This is a genomic window from Pseudomonas sp. GLN_2, assembly GCF_043106005.1.
In the GTDB taxonomy this organism is placed as follows: domain Bacteria; phylum Pseudomonadota; class Gammaproteobacteria; order Pseudomonadales; family Pseudomonadaceae; genus Aquipseudomonas; species Aquipseudomonas alloputida.
In genome coordinates this window covers 20,834-36,020 of the sequence record NZ_JBICMC010000105.1, presented here as the reverse complement: position 1 = coordinate 36,020, position 15,187 = coordinate 20,834, and the positions used below count along the sequence as shown (strand labels likewise).

Sequence of the window (15,187 nt, the reverse complement as noted above, 5' to 3'; positions counted from 1 at the left end):
ATGGCTAGCATTCCAACCATTTCCTTCGACGCCATCATCATCGGTGGTGGCGGCGCCGGCATGCGCGCAGCGCTGCAACTGGCTCAAGGCGGCCACAAGACTGCCGTAGTCACCAAGGTCTTCCCGACCCGTTCGCACACCGTATCCGCCCAGGGCGGCATCACCTGCGCCATCGCTTCGGCCGACCCGAACGACGACTGGCGCTGGCACATGTACGATACCGTCAAGGGTTCCGACTACATCGGTGACCAGGACGCTATCGAATACATGTGTCAGGAAGGCCCGGCTGCGGTCTTCGAACTGGACCACATGGGTCTGCCGTTCTCGCGCACTGAAACCGGCCGCATCTATCAGCGCCCGTTCGGTGGTCAGTCCAAGGACTTCGGTAAAGGTGGCCAGGCCGCCCGTACCTGTGCCGCTTCGGACCGTACCGGTCACGCGCTGCTGCACACCCTGTACCAGGGCAACCTGAAAGCGGGCACCACGTTCCTCAACGAGTACTACGCAGTTGACCTGGTGAAGAACCAGGACGGCGCATTCGTGGGTGTGATCGCCATCTGCATCGAAACCGGCGAAACCCTGTACATCAAGTCCAAGGCCACCGTACTGGCCACTGGCGGTGCAGGCCGTATCTACGCGTCCACCACCAACGCCCTGATCAACACCGGTGACGGTATCGGCATGGCCCTGCGTGCAGGCGTGCCGGTGCAGGACATCGAAATGTGGCAGTTCCACCCGACCGGTATCGCCGGCGCCGGTGTACTGGTCACCGAGGGTTGCCGCGGTGAAGGTGGCTACCTGATCAACGCCCACGGCGAGCGCTTCATGGAGCGTTACGCGCCGAACGCCAAAGACCTGGCCGGCCGCGACGTGGTTGCCCGCTCCATGGTCAAGGAAATCATCGCCGGCAACGGCGTGGGCCCGAACAAGGACCACGTACTGCTGAAGCTGGACCACCTGGGCGAGGAAGTGCTGCACAGCCGCCTGCCAGGTATCTGCGAGCTGTCCAAGACCTTCGCCCACGTCGACCCTGTGGTCGCGCCGGTGCCGGTGGTTCCAACCTGCCACTACATGATGGGCGGCGTTGCCACCAACATCCATGGCCAGGCCATCACCATGGACGCCGACGGTCAGGATCACATCATCCCGGGCCTGTTCGCCGTAGGTGAAGTGGCGTGCGTATCGGTTCACGGTGCCAACCGCCTGGGCGGCAACTCGCTGCTCGACCTGGTGGTGTTCGGCCGTGCTGCCGGCCTGCACCTGGAGAAGGCGCTGAGCGAAGGCGTGGAATACCGCGACGCCAGCGACACCGACGTCGATGTTGCCCTGAACCGCCTGAACAAGCTCAATGAGCGTACCAGCGGTGAAGACGTTGCCAGCCTGAAGCGTGAGCTGCAGAGCTGCATGCAGAACTACTTCGGTGTATTCCGTACTGGCGAATACATGCAGAAGGGTATCGAGCAACTGGCCGGTCTGCGTGACCGTATCGCCAACGTCAAGATCAACGACAAGTCCCAGGCCTTCAACACCGCGCGTATCGAAGCGCTGGAGCTGCAGAACCTGCTGGAAGTTGCCGAAGCTACCGCCATCGCGGCGGAAGCCCGTAAAGAGTCCCGCGGCGCTCACGCCCGTGAAGACTTCGAAGACCGTGACGACGAAAACTGGCTGTGCCACACCCTGTACTACCCGGGTGAGAAGCGCGTTGCCAAGCGCGGCGTCAACTTTGCGCCGAAGACTGTTCCAGCCTTCGAACCAAAAGTCCGGACTTACTAAGGGTGGCTGCTATGTTGAAAGTCGAAGTTTATCGTTACAACCCGGACACCGACTCGGCGCCAAAAATGGAGTCGTTCGACGTCGATACCGGCGGCAAGGACCTGATGGTGCTGGATGTATTGGCGCTGATCAAGGAAAAGGACGAGGGTTTCTCGTACCGTCGCTCCTGCCGTGAAGGCGTTTGCGGTTCCGACGGCATGAACATGAACGGCAAGAACGGCCTGGCCTGCATCACCCCGCTGTCGGCGGTCGTGAAGGGCGGCAAGCTGGTTCTGCGTCCTCTGCCAGGCCTGCCGGTCATTCGTGACCTGGTGGTCGATATGAGCATCTTCTACAAGCAGTACGAGAAGGTGAAGCCGTTCCTGCAGAACGACACCCCGGCCCCGGCCATCGAGCGCCTGCAGTCGCCGGAAGACCGTGACAAGCTGGACGGCCTGTACGAGTGCATCCTGTGCGCGTGCTGCTCGACTTCCTGCCCGTCGTTCTGGTGGAACCCGGACAAGTTCCTGGGCCCGGCAGCCTTGCTGCAAGCCTACCGCTTCCTTGCCGACAGCCGCGATACCAAGACTCAGGAGCGCCTGGCGTCCCTGGATGACCCGTTCAGCGTATTCCGCTGCCGCGGGATCATGAACTGCGTAAACGTTTGCCCGAAAGGTCTGAACCCGACCAAGGCAATCGGTCACGTACGTAACATGCTGCTGCAAAGCGGCACCTGATACAAAGCGTTGTACCTGCAGTAAGCCGAGGTGCGGGTGGTGAGCCCGCACTGAGGTAAAACCCGAACAAGGGCCCACAAAGCCCGCGTTCATTACCTATGAAGATATGAGACCAGCAGGGGCTTTCCGGGCTGGTACCCGGAAAATCAGCAGGATCCAGGTGGCGTGGTTCAGTCGCTGTTTTCGGACTTTTCCAGGTTTGCTGTGGCTCTCGCCGATCAGTCCCCTAATCGAGGGTGACCAAGCATGCAAGAAAGCGTGATGCAGCGCATGTGGGATAGCGCCCACCTTTCAGGTGGTAACGCTGCATATGTGGAAGAGCTCTACGAGCTCTACCTGCACGACCCTAACGCTGTGCCAGAAGAGTGGCGCACTTACTTCCAGAAGTTGCCAGCCGACGGCAGCACCGCTACTGATGTATCGCACTCGACAATCCGCGACCATTTCGTACTGCTGGCAAAGAACCAGCGCCGCGCTCAACCGGTTTCCGCCGGGAGCGTGAGCAGTGAACACGAGAAGAAGCAGGTTGAAGTTCTGCGACTGATCCAGGCCTATCGTATGCGCGGCCATCAGGCTGCCAAGCTCGACCCGTTGGGGTTGTGGCAGCGCCCTGCGCCCGTAGACCTGTCGATCAATCACTACGGCTTGACCAATGCCGATCTTGATACGACCTTCCGTGCCGGCGACCTGTTCATCGGCAAAGAGGAGGCGAGCCTACGCGACATCTTCGATGCACTCCAGAAGACATATTGTCGCACCATTGGCGCCGAATTCACCCACATCGTCGATTCCGAGCAGCGCAGCTGGTTCCAGCAGCGCCTGGAAAGCGTGCGCGGCCGTCCGGAATTTTCCGCTGACGTGCAGGCCCACCTGCTCGAGCGCGTGACCGCCGGTGAGGGCCTGGAAAAGTACCTGGGCACCAAGTACCCGGGCACCAAGCGTTTCGGCCTTGAAGGCGGCGAGAGCCTGATTCCGATGCTGGATGAAATGATCCAGCGTTCCGGCTCTTACGGCGCCAAGGAGGTCGTGATCGGCATGGCCCACCGTGGCCGCCTGAACGTGCTGGTGAACACCTTCGGCAAGAACCCGCGCGAGCTGTTCGACGAGTTCGAAGGCAAGAAGATGAACGAGCTGGGCTCGGGTGACGTGAAGTATCACCAGGGCTTCTCCTCGAACGTGATGACCCCGGGTGGCGAAGTGCACCTGGCCATGGCGTTCAACCCGTCCCACCTGGAAATCGTTTCGCCGGTGGTCGAGGGTTCGGTGCGCGCCCGTCAGGACCGCCGCAACGACACCGTTGGCGACAAGGTGCTGCCGATCTCGATCCACGGCGACGCTGCGTTCGCTGGCCAGGGCGTGGTCATGGAAACCTTCCAGATGTCGCAGACCCGCGGTTTCAAGACCGGCGGTACCGTGCACATCGTGATCAACAACCAGGTTGGTTTCACCATCAGCAACCCACTGGATGCGCGCTCCACCGAGTACGCGACCGACGTTGCCAAGATGATCCAGGCACCGATCCTGCACGTGAACGGCGATGACCCGGAAGCCGTGCTGTTCGTCACCCAGCTGGCCATCGACTACCGCATGCAGTTCAAGCGTGACGTGGTCATCGACCTGGTCTGCTACCGTCGCCGTGGCCACAACGAGGCTGACGAGCCGAACGGCACCCAGCCGCTGATGTACCAGCAAATCAGCAAGCAGCGCACTACCCGTGAGTTGTATGCCGAGCAGCTGATCCAGGCCGGTCGCATCGACGCCGAGCGCGCTCAGGCCAAGATCGACGAGTACCGCAACGCGCTGGACAATGGCCTGCACGTGGTGAAAAGCCTGGTCAAGGAGCCGAACCGCGAGCTGTTCGTCGACTGGCGTCCGTACCTGGGCCATGCCTGGACCGCGCGTCACGACACCCGTTTCGACCTCAAGACCCTGCAGGATCTGTCGGCCAAGCTGCTCGAGCTGCCGGAAGGTTTCGTGGTCCAGCGTCAGGTGTCGAAGATCTACGAAGACCGTCAGAAGATGCAGGCCGGTGGCTTGCCGATCAACTGGGGTTATGCAGAGACCATGGCTTACGCCACCCTGCAGTTCGAAGGTCACCCGATCCGCATGACCGGCCAGGACATCGGCCGTGGCACCTTCTCGCACCGTCACGCGGTGCTGCACAACCAGAAGGACGCCAGCACCTACATTCCGTTGCAGAACCTGTTCCCTGGCCAGCCACGTTTCGATCTGTACGATTCGTTCCTGTCCGAGGAAGCGGTACTGGCCTTCGAATACGGCTACTCCACCACCATGCCGAACGCGCTGGTGATCTGGGAAGCCCAGTTCGGCGACTTCGCCAACGGTGCGCAAGTGGTGATCGACCAGTTCATCACCAGTGGTGAGCACAAGTGGGGCCGCCTGTGTGGCCTGACCATGCTGCTGCCACACGGCTATGAAGGGCAGGGGCCGGAGCACTCCTCCGCGCGTCTGGAGCGTTACCTGCAGCTGTGCGCCGAGCACAACATCCAGGTCTGCGTACCGACGACGCCGGCACAGATTTACCACCTGCTGCGTCGCCAGGTCATTCGCCCGCTGCGCAAGCCGCTGGTCGTCCTGACGCCGAAGTCGCTGCTGCGCCACAAGCTGGCCATCTCGACCCTGGAAGACCTGGCAGAAGGCTCGTTCCAGACCGTGATCCCGGAAATCGACGCAATCGATCCGGCCAAGGTCGAGCGTCTGGTGCTGTGCAGCGGCAAGGTCTACTACGACCTGCTGGAAAAACGCCGTGCCGAAGGCCGCGAAGACATCGCCATCCTGCGTATCGAGCAGCTGTATCCGTTCCCTGAGGACGATCTGGTCGAAATCCTCGCCCCTTACACCAACCTCAAGCATGCGGTCTGGTGTCAGGAAGAGCCGATGAACCAGGGCGCCTGGTACAGCAGCCAGCACCACATGCGCCGTATCCTGGGCCGCCACAACAAGGCACTGGTCCTGGAATACGCCGGTCGCGACGCTTCTGCCGCGCCAGCCTGTGGTTACGCTTCGAAGCACGCCGAACAGCAGGAAAAACTGCTGCAAGACGCCTTCACTGTCTAACGCCTTCGCGCACCTGAAACCGAATTTAAGGAAACACAGATAATGGCTATCGAGATCAAAGCCCCAACCTTCCCGGAATCGGTTGCCGATGGCACCGTTGCCACCTGGCACAAGAAGCCGGGCGAAGCCGTCAAGCGTGACGAGCTGATCGTCGACATCGAGACTGACAAGGTTGTCCTGGAAGTACTGGCGACTGCCGATGGCGTGCTGGGCGACATCGTCAAGGGCGAGGGCGACACCGTCCTGTCCGACGAATTGCTGGGTTCGATCGTTGAAGGCGGTGCTGCCGCCGCGCCTGCCGCGGCCGCCGCACCTGCAGCTGCTCCGGCCGCTGCCAGCGCTGACGCCGGCGAAGATGACCCGATCGCTGCCCCGGCTGCGCGCAAGCTGGCTGAAGAAAACGGCATCGACCTGGCTACCGTGGCAGGCACCGGTAAAGGCGGTCGCGTCACCAAGGAAGACGTGGTTGCTGCTGTTGCCAACAAGAAGTCGGCTCCTGCCGCTGCACCGGCTGCCAAGCCTGCCGCTGCTGCCGCTGCCCCGGTTGTCGTCGCTGCTGGCGACCGTACCGAGAAGCGCGTGCCGATGACCCGCCTGCGTGCCAAGATCGCCGAGCGTCTGGTCGAAGCCCAGTCGAACATGGCGATGCTGACCACCTTCAACGAAGTGGACATGACCGAAGTCATGGCCCTGCGTTCGAAGTACAAGGACCTGTTCGAGAAGACCCACAATGGCGTGCGCCTGGGCTTCATGTCGTTCTTCGTCAAGGCTGCCACCGAAGCGCTGAAGCGCTTCCCGGCTGTCAACGCCTCGATCGACGGCAACGACATCGTCTACCACGGCTTCGCCGACGTCGGTGTTGCCGTGTCCAGCGACCGTGGCCTGGTGGTGCCGGTGCTGCGTAACGCCGAGTCGATGAGCCTGGCTGAAATCGAGAACGGCATCGCTACCTTCGGCAAGAAGGCCCGTGACGGCAAACTGTCCATCGAAGAGATGACCGGTGGTACCTTCACCATCACCAACGGTGGCACCTTCGGTTCGATGATGTCGACCCCGATCGTCAACCCGCCGCAGGCTGCCATTCTCGGCATGCACAACATCATCCAGCGCCCGATGGCCATCAATGGCCAGGTCGTGATTCGCCCGATGATGTACCTGGCGCTGTCGTACGATCACCGCCTGATCGACGGCAAGGAAGCGGTAACCTTCCTGGTCACTATCAAGAACCTGCTGGAAGATCCGTCCCGCCTGCTGCTGGACATCTAACCCTCTGGCTGCGTACCGTGCCGGGCCTGGCTTCGCGAGAAGCCATGCCGCGCGGTTCGCGGCTTGTAGCTTGTAGCTGATAAGGAATCTTTTATGACCCAGAAATTCGACGTAGTGGTAATCGGTGCAGGCCCAGGCGGCTATGTGGCTGCCATCAAGGCCGCACAACTTGGTCTGAAGACTGCCTGTATCGAGAAGTACACCGACGCCGAGGGCAAGCTGGCCCTGGGCGGCACCTGCCTGAACGTAGGTTGCATTCCTTCCAAGGCGCTGCTGGACAGCTCCTGGAAATACAAGGAAGCCAAAGAGAGCTTCAACGTCCACGGTATCTCCACTGGCGAAGTGAAGATGGACGTGGCCGCGATGGTTGGCCGCAAGGCGGGCATCGTCAAGAACCTGACCGGTGGCGTTGCCACCCTGTTCAAGGCCAACGGCGTCACTTCGATCCAGGGCCACGGCAAGCTGCTGGCCGGCAAGAAAGTCGAAGTTACCAAAGCTGACGGCACCACCGAAGTCATCGAAGCCGAGAACGTGATCCTGGCTTCCGGCTCGCGCCCGATCGACATTCCGCCGGCCCCGGTCGACCAGAACGTCATCGTCGACTCCACCGGCGCCCTGGAATTCCAGGCCGTACCGAAGCGCCTGGGCGTTATCGGTGCAGGCGTGATCGGCCTGGAGCTGGGCTCGGTATGGGCTCGCCTGGGTGCTGAAGTGACCGTCCTGGAAGCCCTGGACACCTTCCTGATGGCTGCCGACACCGCCGTGTCGAAAGAAGCCCAGAAGACCCTGACCAAGCAAGGCCTGGACATCAAGCTGGGCGCTCGCGTCACCGGCTCGAAAGTCAACGGCAATGAAGTCGAAGTGACCTACACCAACGCCGAAGGCGAGCAGAAGATCACCTTCGACAAGCTGATTGTTGCCGTCGGCCGTCGCCCGGTGACTACCGATCTGCTGGCATCCGACAGCGGCGTGACCATCGACGAGCGTGGCTACATCTTCGTCGACGATTACTGCGCCACCAGCGTTCCGGGCGTGTACGCCATCGGTGACGTGGTACGCGGCATGATGCTGGCCCACAAGGCTTCGGAAGAGGGCATCATGGTCGTCGAGCGCATCAAGGGCCACAAGGCCCAGATGAACTACGACCTGATCCCATCGGTCATCTACACCCACCCGGAAATCGCGTGGGTCGGCAAGACCGAACAGGCCTTGAAGGCCGAGGGCGTTGAGGTTAACGTGGGCACCTTCCCGTTCGCGGCCAGCGGCCGTGCGATGGCTGCCAACGACACCGGTGGTTTCGTCAAGGTCATCGCCGATGCCAAGACCGACCGCGTTCTGGGTGTTCACGTGATTGGCCCATCGGCTGCCGAACTGGTGCAGCAGGGCGCAATCGCAATGGAATTCGGCACCAGTGCCGAGGATCTGGGCATGATGGTCTTCAGCCATCCAACCCTGTCCGAAGCGTTGCATGAAGCAGCGCTGGCGGTGAATGGCGGCGCCATTCACGTGGCCAACCGTAAGAAGCGTTAATTATAAGAAACCACGGCGGGCTGCCCGTCGTGAGTCTTGCGTGCATGACTCACCGCGGAAAGTCCGCCGGACCGGATCACACGGGAAACCCGGGGTCAACGGTCACAGGTGGTGCGGCGCCACTGATGGCGCAGCGCCGAAGCGCAGTACCTAACGAAGACGGTAAAAAGCATGAATCTTCACGAGTATCAGGGTAAGCAGCTGTTCGCTGAGTACGGCCTGCCAGTTTCCAAGGGTTTCGCAGTCGATACCCCTGAGCAAGCTGCAGAAGCCTGCGACAAGATCGGCGGGAACGAGTGGGTTGTAAAAGCCCAGGTTCACGCGGGTGGTCGCGGTAAAGCGGGCGGCGTAAAGCTGGTTCGCAGCAAGGAAGACGCCAAGGCGTTCGCTGCACAGTGGTTGGGCAAGAATCTGGTTACCTACCAGACCGATGCCAACGGTCAACCCGTCTCCAAGATTCTGGTCGAATCCTGCACTGACATCGCCAAAGAGCTGTACCTGGGCGCTGTAGTCGATCGTTCGAGCCGCCGTATCGTGTTCATGGCTTCCACCGAAGGTGGCGTGGACATCGAGAAAGTCGCTCACGAAACGCCTGAGAAAATCCTCAAGGCCACCATCGACCCACTGGTCGGCGCTCAGCCGTTCCAGGGTCGCGAGCTGGCTTTCCAGCTGGGCCTGGAAGGCAAGCAAGTTCAACAGTTTGCCAAGATCTTCGTTGGCCTGGCCAAGCTGTTCAAGGATCATGACCTGGCGCTGCTGGAAGTGAACCCGCTGGTGATCAAGGCCGATGGCGACCTGCACTGCCTCGATGCCAAGATCAACATCGACGCCAACGCCATGTACCGTCAGCCGAAGCTGAAAACCTTCCACGACCCGTCGCAGGACGACGCCCGTGAAGCCCACGCTGCCAAGTTCGAACTGAACTACGTTGCCCTTGAAGGCAACATCGGCTGCATGGTCAACGGTGCCGGCCTGGCCATGGGTACCATGGACATCGTCAACCTGCACGGCGGCAAGCCGGCCAACTTCCTCGACGTTGGCGGTGGTGCTACCAAAGAGCGCGTTACCGAAGCGTTCAAGATCATTCTGTCCGACAGCAATGTCGCGGCCGTTCTGGTCAACATCTTCGGCGGCATCGTTCGCTGCGACATGATTGCCGAAGGCATCATTGGTGCAGTGAAAGAAGTCGGCGTTAAAGTTCCGGTCGTCGTTCGCCTCGAAGGCAACAACGCCGAACTGGGCGCTAAAGTACTGGCAGAAAGCGGTTTGAACATCATTGCGGCAACCAGCCTGACCGACGCTGCTCAACAAGTTGTCAAAGCTGCGGAGGGCAAGTAATGAGCGTCCTGATCAATAAAGATACCAAAGTCATCTGCCAGGGCTTCACCGGCTCGCAGGGTACTTTCCACTCCGAACAGGCCATTGCCTACGGCACCAAGATGGTCGGCGGCGTAACCCCAGGCAAGGGTGGCACCACCCACCTGGGCCTGCCGGTGTTCAACACCGTCAAGGAAGCCGTGGAAGCTACCGGCGCTGACGCTTCGGTCATCTACGTACCGGCTCCGTTCTGCAAAGACTCGATCCTGGAAGCTGCCTTTGGCGGCATCAAGCTGATCGTCTGCATCACCGAAGGCATTCCTACCCTGGACATGCTGGATGCCAAGGTCAAGTGCGACGAGCTGGGCGTGACCCTGATCGGCCCTAACTGCCCAGGTGTCATCACCCCGGGCGAGTGCAAGATCGGCATCATGCCAGGCCACATCCACTTGCCAGGCAAGGTCGGTATCGTTTCGCGTTCCGGCACCCTGACCTACGAAGCTGTGAAGCAGACCACCGACGCCGGCTTCGGCCAGTCGACCTGCGTCGGCATCGGCGGTGACCCGATCCCAGGCTCCAACTTCATCGACATCCTGAAGCTGTTCCAGGAAGACCCGAAGACCGAAGCGATCGTGATGATCGGTGAGATCGGCGGTTCGGCTGAAGAAGAAGCCGCGGCCTACATCAAGGCCCACGTCACCAAGCCTGTCGTTTCCTACATCGCCGGTGTTACCGCACCTGCGGGCAAGCGCATGGGCCACGCTGGCGCCATCATCTCCGGTGGCAAGGGTACTGCGGACGAGAAGTTCGCCGCCCTGCAGGACGCGGGTGTGAAAACCGTGCGTTCGCTGGCTGACATCGGCAAGGCCCTGGCCGAGCTGACTGGCTGGGAAGCCAAGAAGTAATACTGCTACACCCCCCACGCGCACAGAGGCCACCTTCGGGTGGCCTTTGTCGTATGTGGGGTTCGTAGGAGCGGGTTTACCTGCGAAGAGGCCGGTGCTGGCGATAGAGATTCTTCGACAGGTTTAATAGGAATTTTCACGCATACGAATGTTTCAATCCGAGGATAATACCTGCCGTCCTCGGTCGCGCAGACGACAAACATGTACGCACATCGGACAAGCAGCACTGTGCCAGTGCGTTTGACTGACAAAACAGTTACATTACGCGTTCACTCTGTGCCCGTACCCCAAAAGGGAACGACACGCTAAACGGGTCTGGCCTATCAAGCCGGGCAGCATTTCCCCTTACCCAAAGGGAAATCCCCTCTCGAATCCCGATTTCAGCAGTGTGGTACTACCTTAAATGAAAGTTCTCAAAGGCCAGGATATCCTGGCGCTTGGCTTTATGACGTTTGCGCTTTTCGTGGGTGCAGGCAATATCATCTTCCCGCCTATCGTCGGCCTGCAGTCTGGCCCGCATGTATGGATGGCTGCACTGGGCTTCCTGGTGACTGCTGTCGGCCTGCCGGTCATCACCGTGGTCGCCCTGGCCAAGGTCGGTGGCGGCATGGATGCCCTGAGCAGCCCGATCGGCAAGTTCTTCGGTGGCTTGCTGGCGGCCGTGTGCTACCTGTCGGTAGGCCCACTGTTCGCCACCCCGCGTACCGCGACCGTGTCGTTTGAAGTGGGCGTTGCACCGCTGACCGGTGAAAGCCCGCTGGCGCTGTTCATCTACAGCCTGGTGTACTTCATCGTCGTGCTGGCCGTGTCCATGTACCCTGGCAAGTTGCTCGACACCGTGGGCCGCTTCCTGGCACCGTTGAAGATCATTGCCCTGGCCGTCCTGGGCATCGCTGCCTTCGCCTTGCCCGCCGGTACCATCGGTGACGCACAGCCTGCCTATGCCGCCGCTGCGTTCTCCAAGGGCTTCTCCGATGGCTACCTGACCATGGATACCCTGGGTGCCCTGGTGTTCGGTATCGTCATTGTCAATGCCATTCGCTCGCGCGGTGTCGAGTCGCCGAGGCTGATTACCCGCTACGCCATCATCGCCGGCCTGATCGCCGGTGTCGGCCTGGCCCTGGTTTACATCAGCCTGTTCCGCCTGGGTGCCACCAGCCACGACATCGCGGCGGACGCCACCAACGGTGCGGCGGTGCTGCATGCCTACGTACAGCACACCTTCGGCTCCCTGGGCAGCGGCTTCCTGGCCGTGCTGATCGCGCTGGCCTGCCTGGTGACCGCGGTTGGCCTGACCTGTGCCTGCGCCGAGTACTTCAGCCAGATCCTGCCGCTGTCGTACCGCGCGCTGGTGGTGATCCTCGCCGGCTTCTCGCTGCTGATTTCCAACCTTGGCCTGACCAAGCTGATCATGTTCTCGATCCCGGTGCTCACCGCCATCTATCCGCCGTGCATCGTGGTGGTTGGCCTGAGCTTCGTGAAAGACCTGTGGAACTCGCCAGCGCGCATCCTGGCACCGGTGATGCTGGTATCGCTGTTGTTCGGCATGGTCGATGCGATCAAGGGCAGCAGCCTTGCCCACGTGTTGCCAGACTTCATGGCGCACCTGCCATTGAGTGATGCCGGCATGGCCTGGCTGGTACCTTCGGTGGTGACCCTGGTGGGTGCCGTGGCCTGCGACCGCATGCTCGGCAAGCCGCGCGAGGCGCTGGCCTGACCGCACAAGTCGAAGCCTGAGGGCGGCACCGGCCACAAGCCGAAGGGTGCCCGCCAAGGGTGAAAACAAGAGAGCCCCGTCTCCGAAAGGATGCGGGGCTTTTTGCTGTTTGCCTGTTTCGGCCGCTTCGCAGCAGGTAATGCATTTTTCAGTGTGCAGGTGTGCCTTTTGCCGCTTGCCAGCGTCGAAATCCGGTCCCTATCCTTTAGGCACATGGCCCTTTCGGTAACCCTGCATGAACTTCATCCAAAGCAACCTCAACAACCTGCTGGCCATCGCCTGGTTCGCCCTGTGCTGGGGTGGCTATACCCGCTATGCGATCTGGAAGGGGCGTGACACCGCGTGCCTGGCCAGTGTGCTGCACTTGTACCGCGAAGACTGGATGCGCCGCATGCTGCTGCGCGACAACCGCATCGCCGATGCCAGCGTGATCGGTAACCTGGAGCGCAACGCTTCGTTCTTTGCCTCCAGCACCCTGATCATTCTGGCTGGCATCCTCACCGTGCTCGGTGCCTCCGACCGGGCACTGTCGTTGCTGGCCGACCTGCCGCTGGTTCAGCAAACATCCCAGGGCATGTCGGAGATCAAGCTGCTGTGCCTGGCCATGGTATTTGTCTATGCCTTCTTCACGTTCAGCTGGTGCATGCGCCAATACAACTTTGCCGCCGTGCTGGTGGGGTCGGCGCCGATGATCGGCGAACGGCTGGTCAATGAGCTGGAGCGCAAGGCGTTCGCCTCCCGCGCGGCGCGGGTGCTGTCACTGGCCGCCAACCAGTTCAACTTCGGCCTGCGCTCGTATTACTTCGGCATGGCCATGCTGACCTGGTTCATCAGCCCTTGGCTATTCATGGTGGTGAGTGTGGGCGTGGTATTGATTCTGTACCGCCGTGAGTTCCATTCCGATGTACTGGAAGTGATGGTCTTCACGCCCACTGAAAGCGCCCCCACGGACGCGGGCAAGGAAAGCGCCGCTGGCAACGCTTGACCCGATCAGGGGGCGCCGCCGGGTTGTCTAGCGGCTGCCAACCTGCGCCTGCAGCCAGGCAACTGTCGCCGGCGAGGCCTGGCTGAGGGGAATCGAAGCCTGGTGCACGCTGCCATCCCAGCCTTCCATGGTGATCCACAATTCAGCGTTGGGTCGGGTCTTGGCCGGAACCGGGACGGAAGCGCCCATGCTGTAGGGTGAACCGAAGAAGATGCTCCCGGCCGCGCGCAGGCTGCGTGGCTTACCCACCCGCAGGTAGGTGGCCTTCACTTCGCCGATACAGTGGTTGCACAGCGCCGCACTGAAACTCTTGAAATACCCGGCCGGGCCTTCCTGGCGGGGCGCCGACGCACGGAATTCGGCCAGGCGCAGGCTCCATGGGCCCACTGCGACCACACCCGCCTCACGCTCACCCAGCCCGGCTTCACCTTTGAACAACGCCTGGTCGGCAAAATACCGGGGCATGAACCCCAGGGGGATGAGTATCAGCAGGATGTTCAGGTGAAAGCGCCATTTCAGCCACAGGCGGCGTGAGGCCGAAGGTGCGTCGGTGGTGGTGGCTCGGCTCATCGGGCGGTCTCCGGCAGGTGGGCGTCTTGCGCGGCGTTGGCCGTTGGTGCGCTGCGCGGCTTGCGTTTCAGTGCGGCTGCAGTGGCCTGTGCGGTGCGCTTGCTCCAGATCAACAGGCCGCTGAGCACCATCAAGGTCAGCACCAGGCCAAAAACGAACCAGATCATCTTGACCCACAGTCCGCCGAAGTCGCCTGTGTGCAACGGGCGCATGGATTCGGTGACGAACTCCAGCGACGTGCGATCATCCAGGGTGTGCGAGGTGGCGACCACGCCTGTGTACGGGTTGATGCTGGCGCTCTGGAACATCAGCGGGTACCAGCCGCGGCCACGGATGTTGAAGGTGTCATAGGCATTGCCGGGCAGGCGCACGAAGGAGGCCTCGAAGCCGGGGATCTGCGCCTTCACCGTTTCGATGGCATGCTCCAGGCTGACCAGCCGGGGCGCTTCGCCAGCCTGCAGCAGCGGTACGTCCTCGCGGGCCACCACGGCGGGGACGTCGCGGCTTGAGATCGAGATGTGGTTGTCGGCCAGCAACGCCTGGATCAGGAACCAGGTGCCGGTGATCGCGATCACGGCAATGAACCAGATCGACCAGATACCGCTCAGGCGATGGAAGTCACCCCAGAAGATGCGCGCACCTTGGCGAAAGCGCAGGGTAGGTTTCAGAAAGCCTTTCCAGAAGCGCTTGTAGACGACCAGGCCGGTGACCAGCGAGGCAAGCATCGGCAAGCCCAGCAGCGAGACCAGGTACCACCCCCACGGGTAGCCGTTGCCGAAAGGTACCAGCCACCAGCCATGCAAGGCGCGAGTGAACTGGCGGAAGTCGAAGGAAGGGCTGATGCCCTGGATCTTGCCTGTATAGGGGTTCACGTAGAGGTTCTGGGTGGTGTTGTCCGGTTGCACCACCTGCACCTGCAGCGCGAAGTGCGACTCGTCCGGGCGCATGATGTATTGCACATCCAGATCGGGGCGGGCTTCACGCAGGGCCTTGAGCACCTGGTCGTAAGTCAGCAGTGGCGCATCATCGCTCGGCTTCGCCGCGCGTATCTCCGGTTTGGCCAGCCACACCAGTTCCTGGCTGACCACTGCCAGGGTGCCGGTGAAGCAGACGATCAGCACGAAGAACCAGATGGGCAGGGCCAGCCAGCTGTGAACCAGGAACCAGAGTTTCGAGCGTGACTTTTTGGACATAGGGGCCGGTGCCTTGTGGTTTGGGTGGCTTGCGCGTCGATCCCTCGCGGTATGAGGAAAATCCCGCCGGTACCCTTATGACGCGCGAGGGCAGGCAAACCGGAAAACCGTCTGTCATGGCGAACCCCAGACCCCCG

General features: G+C 61.4%; 11 protein-coding genes. 9 read left to right on the top strand and 2 right to left on the bottom strand.

Annotation, left to right across the window (positions count from 1 at the left end; genetic code table 11):
- The 9 genes from sdhA (at position 1) to ACF8Q6_RS25815 (ending at position 13,287) form a co-directional block, all read left to right on the top strand.
- Positions 1 to 1,773 carry a succinate dehydrogenase flavoprotein subunit gene (gene sdhA, locus ACF8Q6_RS25855; RefSeq protein WP_003254213.1) on the top strand — a complete coding sequence of 591 codons (1,773 nt, stop codon included), beginning with the start codon at positions 1 to 3 and terminating at the stop codon, positions 1,771 to 1,773.
- Positions 1,774 to 1,784: 11 nt separating this feature from the next.
- Positions 1,785 to 2,489, top strand: a complete 705-nt coding sequence (locus tag ACF8Q6_RS25850) for a succinate dehydrogenase iron-sulfur subunit (protein WP_003254212.1) — start codon at positions 1,785 to 1,787, stop codon at positions 2,487 to 2,489.
- A gap of 246 nt (positions 2,490 to 2,735) precedes the next feature.
- Positions 2,736 to 5,567: a 2-oxoglutarate dehydrogenase E1 component gene (locus tag ACF8Q6_RS25845; protein WP_003254210.1), complete on the top strand. Its 2,832-nt coding sequence runs from the start codon at positions 2,736 to 2,738 to the stop codon at positions 5,565 to 5,567.
- A gap of 42 nt (positions 5,568 to 5,609) precedes the next feature.
- Positions 5,610 to 6,833 carry a 2-oxoglutarate dehydrogenase complex dihydrolipoyllysine-residue succinyltransferase gene (gene odhB, locus ACF8Q6_RS25840; RefSeq protein WP_003254209.1) on the top strand — a complete coding sequence of 408 codons (1,224 nt, stop codon included), beginning with the start codon at positions 5,610 to 5,612 and terminating at the stop codon, positions 6,831 to 6,833.
- Between the two features lie 93 nt (positions 6,834 to 6,926).
- Complete coding sequence (gene lpdA / locus ACF8Q6_RS25835) at positions 6,927 to 8,363, top strand: dihydrolipoyl dehydrogenase (RefSeq protein WP_010954949.1); 1,437 nt, start codon at positions 6,927 to 6,929, stop codon at positions 8,361 to 8,363.
- A gap of 171 nt (positions 8,364 to 8,534) precedes the next feature.
- A complete protein-coding gene (sucC, locus tag ACF8Q6_RS25830) occupies positions 8,535 to 9,701 on the top strand; it encodes an ADP-forming succinate--CoA ligase subunit beta (RefSeq protein WP_003254205.1) in 1,167 nt (388 codons plus the stop codon).
- Complete coding sequence (gene sucD, locus ACF8Q6_RS25825; RefSeq protein ID WP_003254203.1) at positions 9,701 to 10,585, top strand: succinate--CoA ligase subunit alpha; 885 nt, start codon at positions 9,701 to 9,703, stop codon at positions 10,583 to 10,585. Before sucC ends, sucD begins: the two co-directional genes overlap by 1 nt.
- Positions 10,586 to 10,988: 403 nt before the next feature.
- On the top strand, positions 10,989 to 12,302 hold the full coding sequence (gene brnQ / locus ACF8Q6_RS25820; RefSeq protein WP_392490201.1) for a branched-chain amino acid transport system II carrier protein: 1,314 nt from the start codon (positions 10,989 to 10,991) through the stop codon (positions 12,300 to 12,302).
- 235 nt (positions 12,303 to 12,537) lie between these two features.
- Positions 12,538 to 13,287, top strand: coding sequence for a DUF599 domain-containing protein (locus ACF8Q6_RS25815; protein ID WP_003254200.1), 750 nt, complete (start codon positions 12,538 to 12,540; stop codon positions 13,285 to 13,287).
- A gap of 27 nt (positions 13,288 to 13,314) precedes the next feature.
- Here the strand turns inward: ACF8Q6_RS25815 and ACF8Q6_RS25810 are convergent, their stop codons facing one another.
- Together ACF8Q6_RS25810 and ACF8Q6_RS25805 are read right to left on the bottom strand one after the other, a co-directional pair.
- Positions 13,315 to 13,857 (bottom strand): hypothetical protein, encoded by a 543-nt coding sequence (locus ACF8Q6_RS25810; protein ID WP_004573639.1) that lies wholly within the window; start codon positions 13,855 to 13,857, stop codon positions 13,315 to 13,317.
- Positions 13,854 to 15,050 (bottom strand): PepSY domain-containing protein, encoded by a 1,197-nt coding sequence (locus tag ACF8Q6_RS25805; protein ID WP_003254197.1) that lies wholly within the window; start codon positions 15,048 to 15,050, stop codon positions 13,854 to 13,856. The genes ACF8Q6_RS25810 and ACF8Q6_RS25805 overlap by 4 nt, the downstream gene beginning before the upstream one ends.
- Positions 15,051 to 15,187 lie beyond the last annotated feature (137 nt).

What these genes read in the sequence shown, in the direction of transcription:
- sucC (WP_003254205.1), top strand. Translation starts at nt 8,535, where the DNA reads ATGAATCTTCACGAGTATCAGGGTAAGCAGCTGTTCGCTGAGTACGGC.
- lpdA (WP_010954949.1), top strand. Translation starts at nt 6,927, where the DNA reads ATGACCCAGAAATTCGACGTAGTGGTAATCGGTGCAGGCCCAGGCGGC.
- ACF8Q6_RS25815 (WP_003254200.1), top strand. Translation starts at nt 12,538, where the DNA reads ATGAACTTCATCCAAAGCAACCTCAACAACCTGCTGGCCATCGCCTGG.
- sucD (WP_003254203.1), top strand. Translation starts at nt 9,701, where the DNA reads ATGAGCGTCCTGATCAATAAAGATACCAAAGTCATCTGCCAGGGCTTC.
- brnQ (WP_392490201.1), top strand. Translation starts at nt 10,989, where the DNA reads ATGAAAGTTCTCAAAGGCCAGGATATCCTGGCGCTTGGCTTTATGACG.
- ACF8Q6_RS25810 (WP_004573639.1), bottom strand. Translation starts at nt 13,857, where the DNA reads ATGAGCCGAGCCACCACCACCGACGCACCTTCGGCCTCACGCCGCCTG.
- ACF8Q6_RS25845 (WP_003254210.1), top strand. Translation starts at nt 2,736, where the DNA reads ATGCAAGAAAGCGTGATGCAGCGCATGTGGGATAGCGCCCACCTTTCA.
- sdhA (WP_003254213.1), top strand. Translation starts at nt 1, where the DNA reads ATGGCTAGCATTCCAACCATTTCCTTCGACGCCATCATCATCGGTGGT.
- odhB (WP_003254209.1), top strand. Translation starts at nt 5,610, where the DNA reads ATGGCTATCGAGATCAAAGCCCCAACCTTCCCGGAATCGGTTGCCGAT.
- ACF8Q6_RS25850 (WP_003254212.1), top strand. Translation starts at nt 1,785, where the DNA reads ATGTTGAAAGTCGAAGTTTATCGTTACAACCCGGACACCGACTCGGCG.
- ACF8Q6_RS25805 (WP_003254197.1), bottom strand. Translation starts at nt 15,050, where the DNA reads ATGTCCAAAAAGTCACGCTCGAAACTCTGGTTCCTGGTTCACAGCTGG.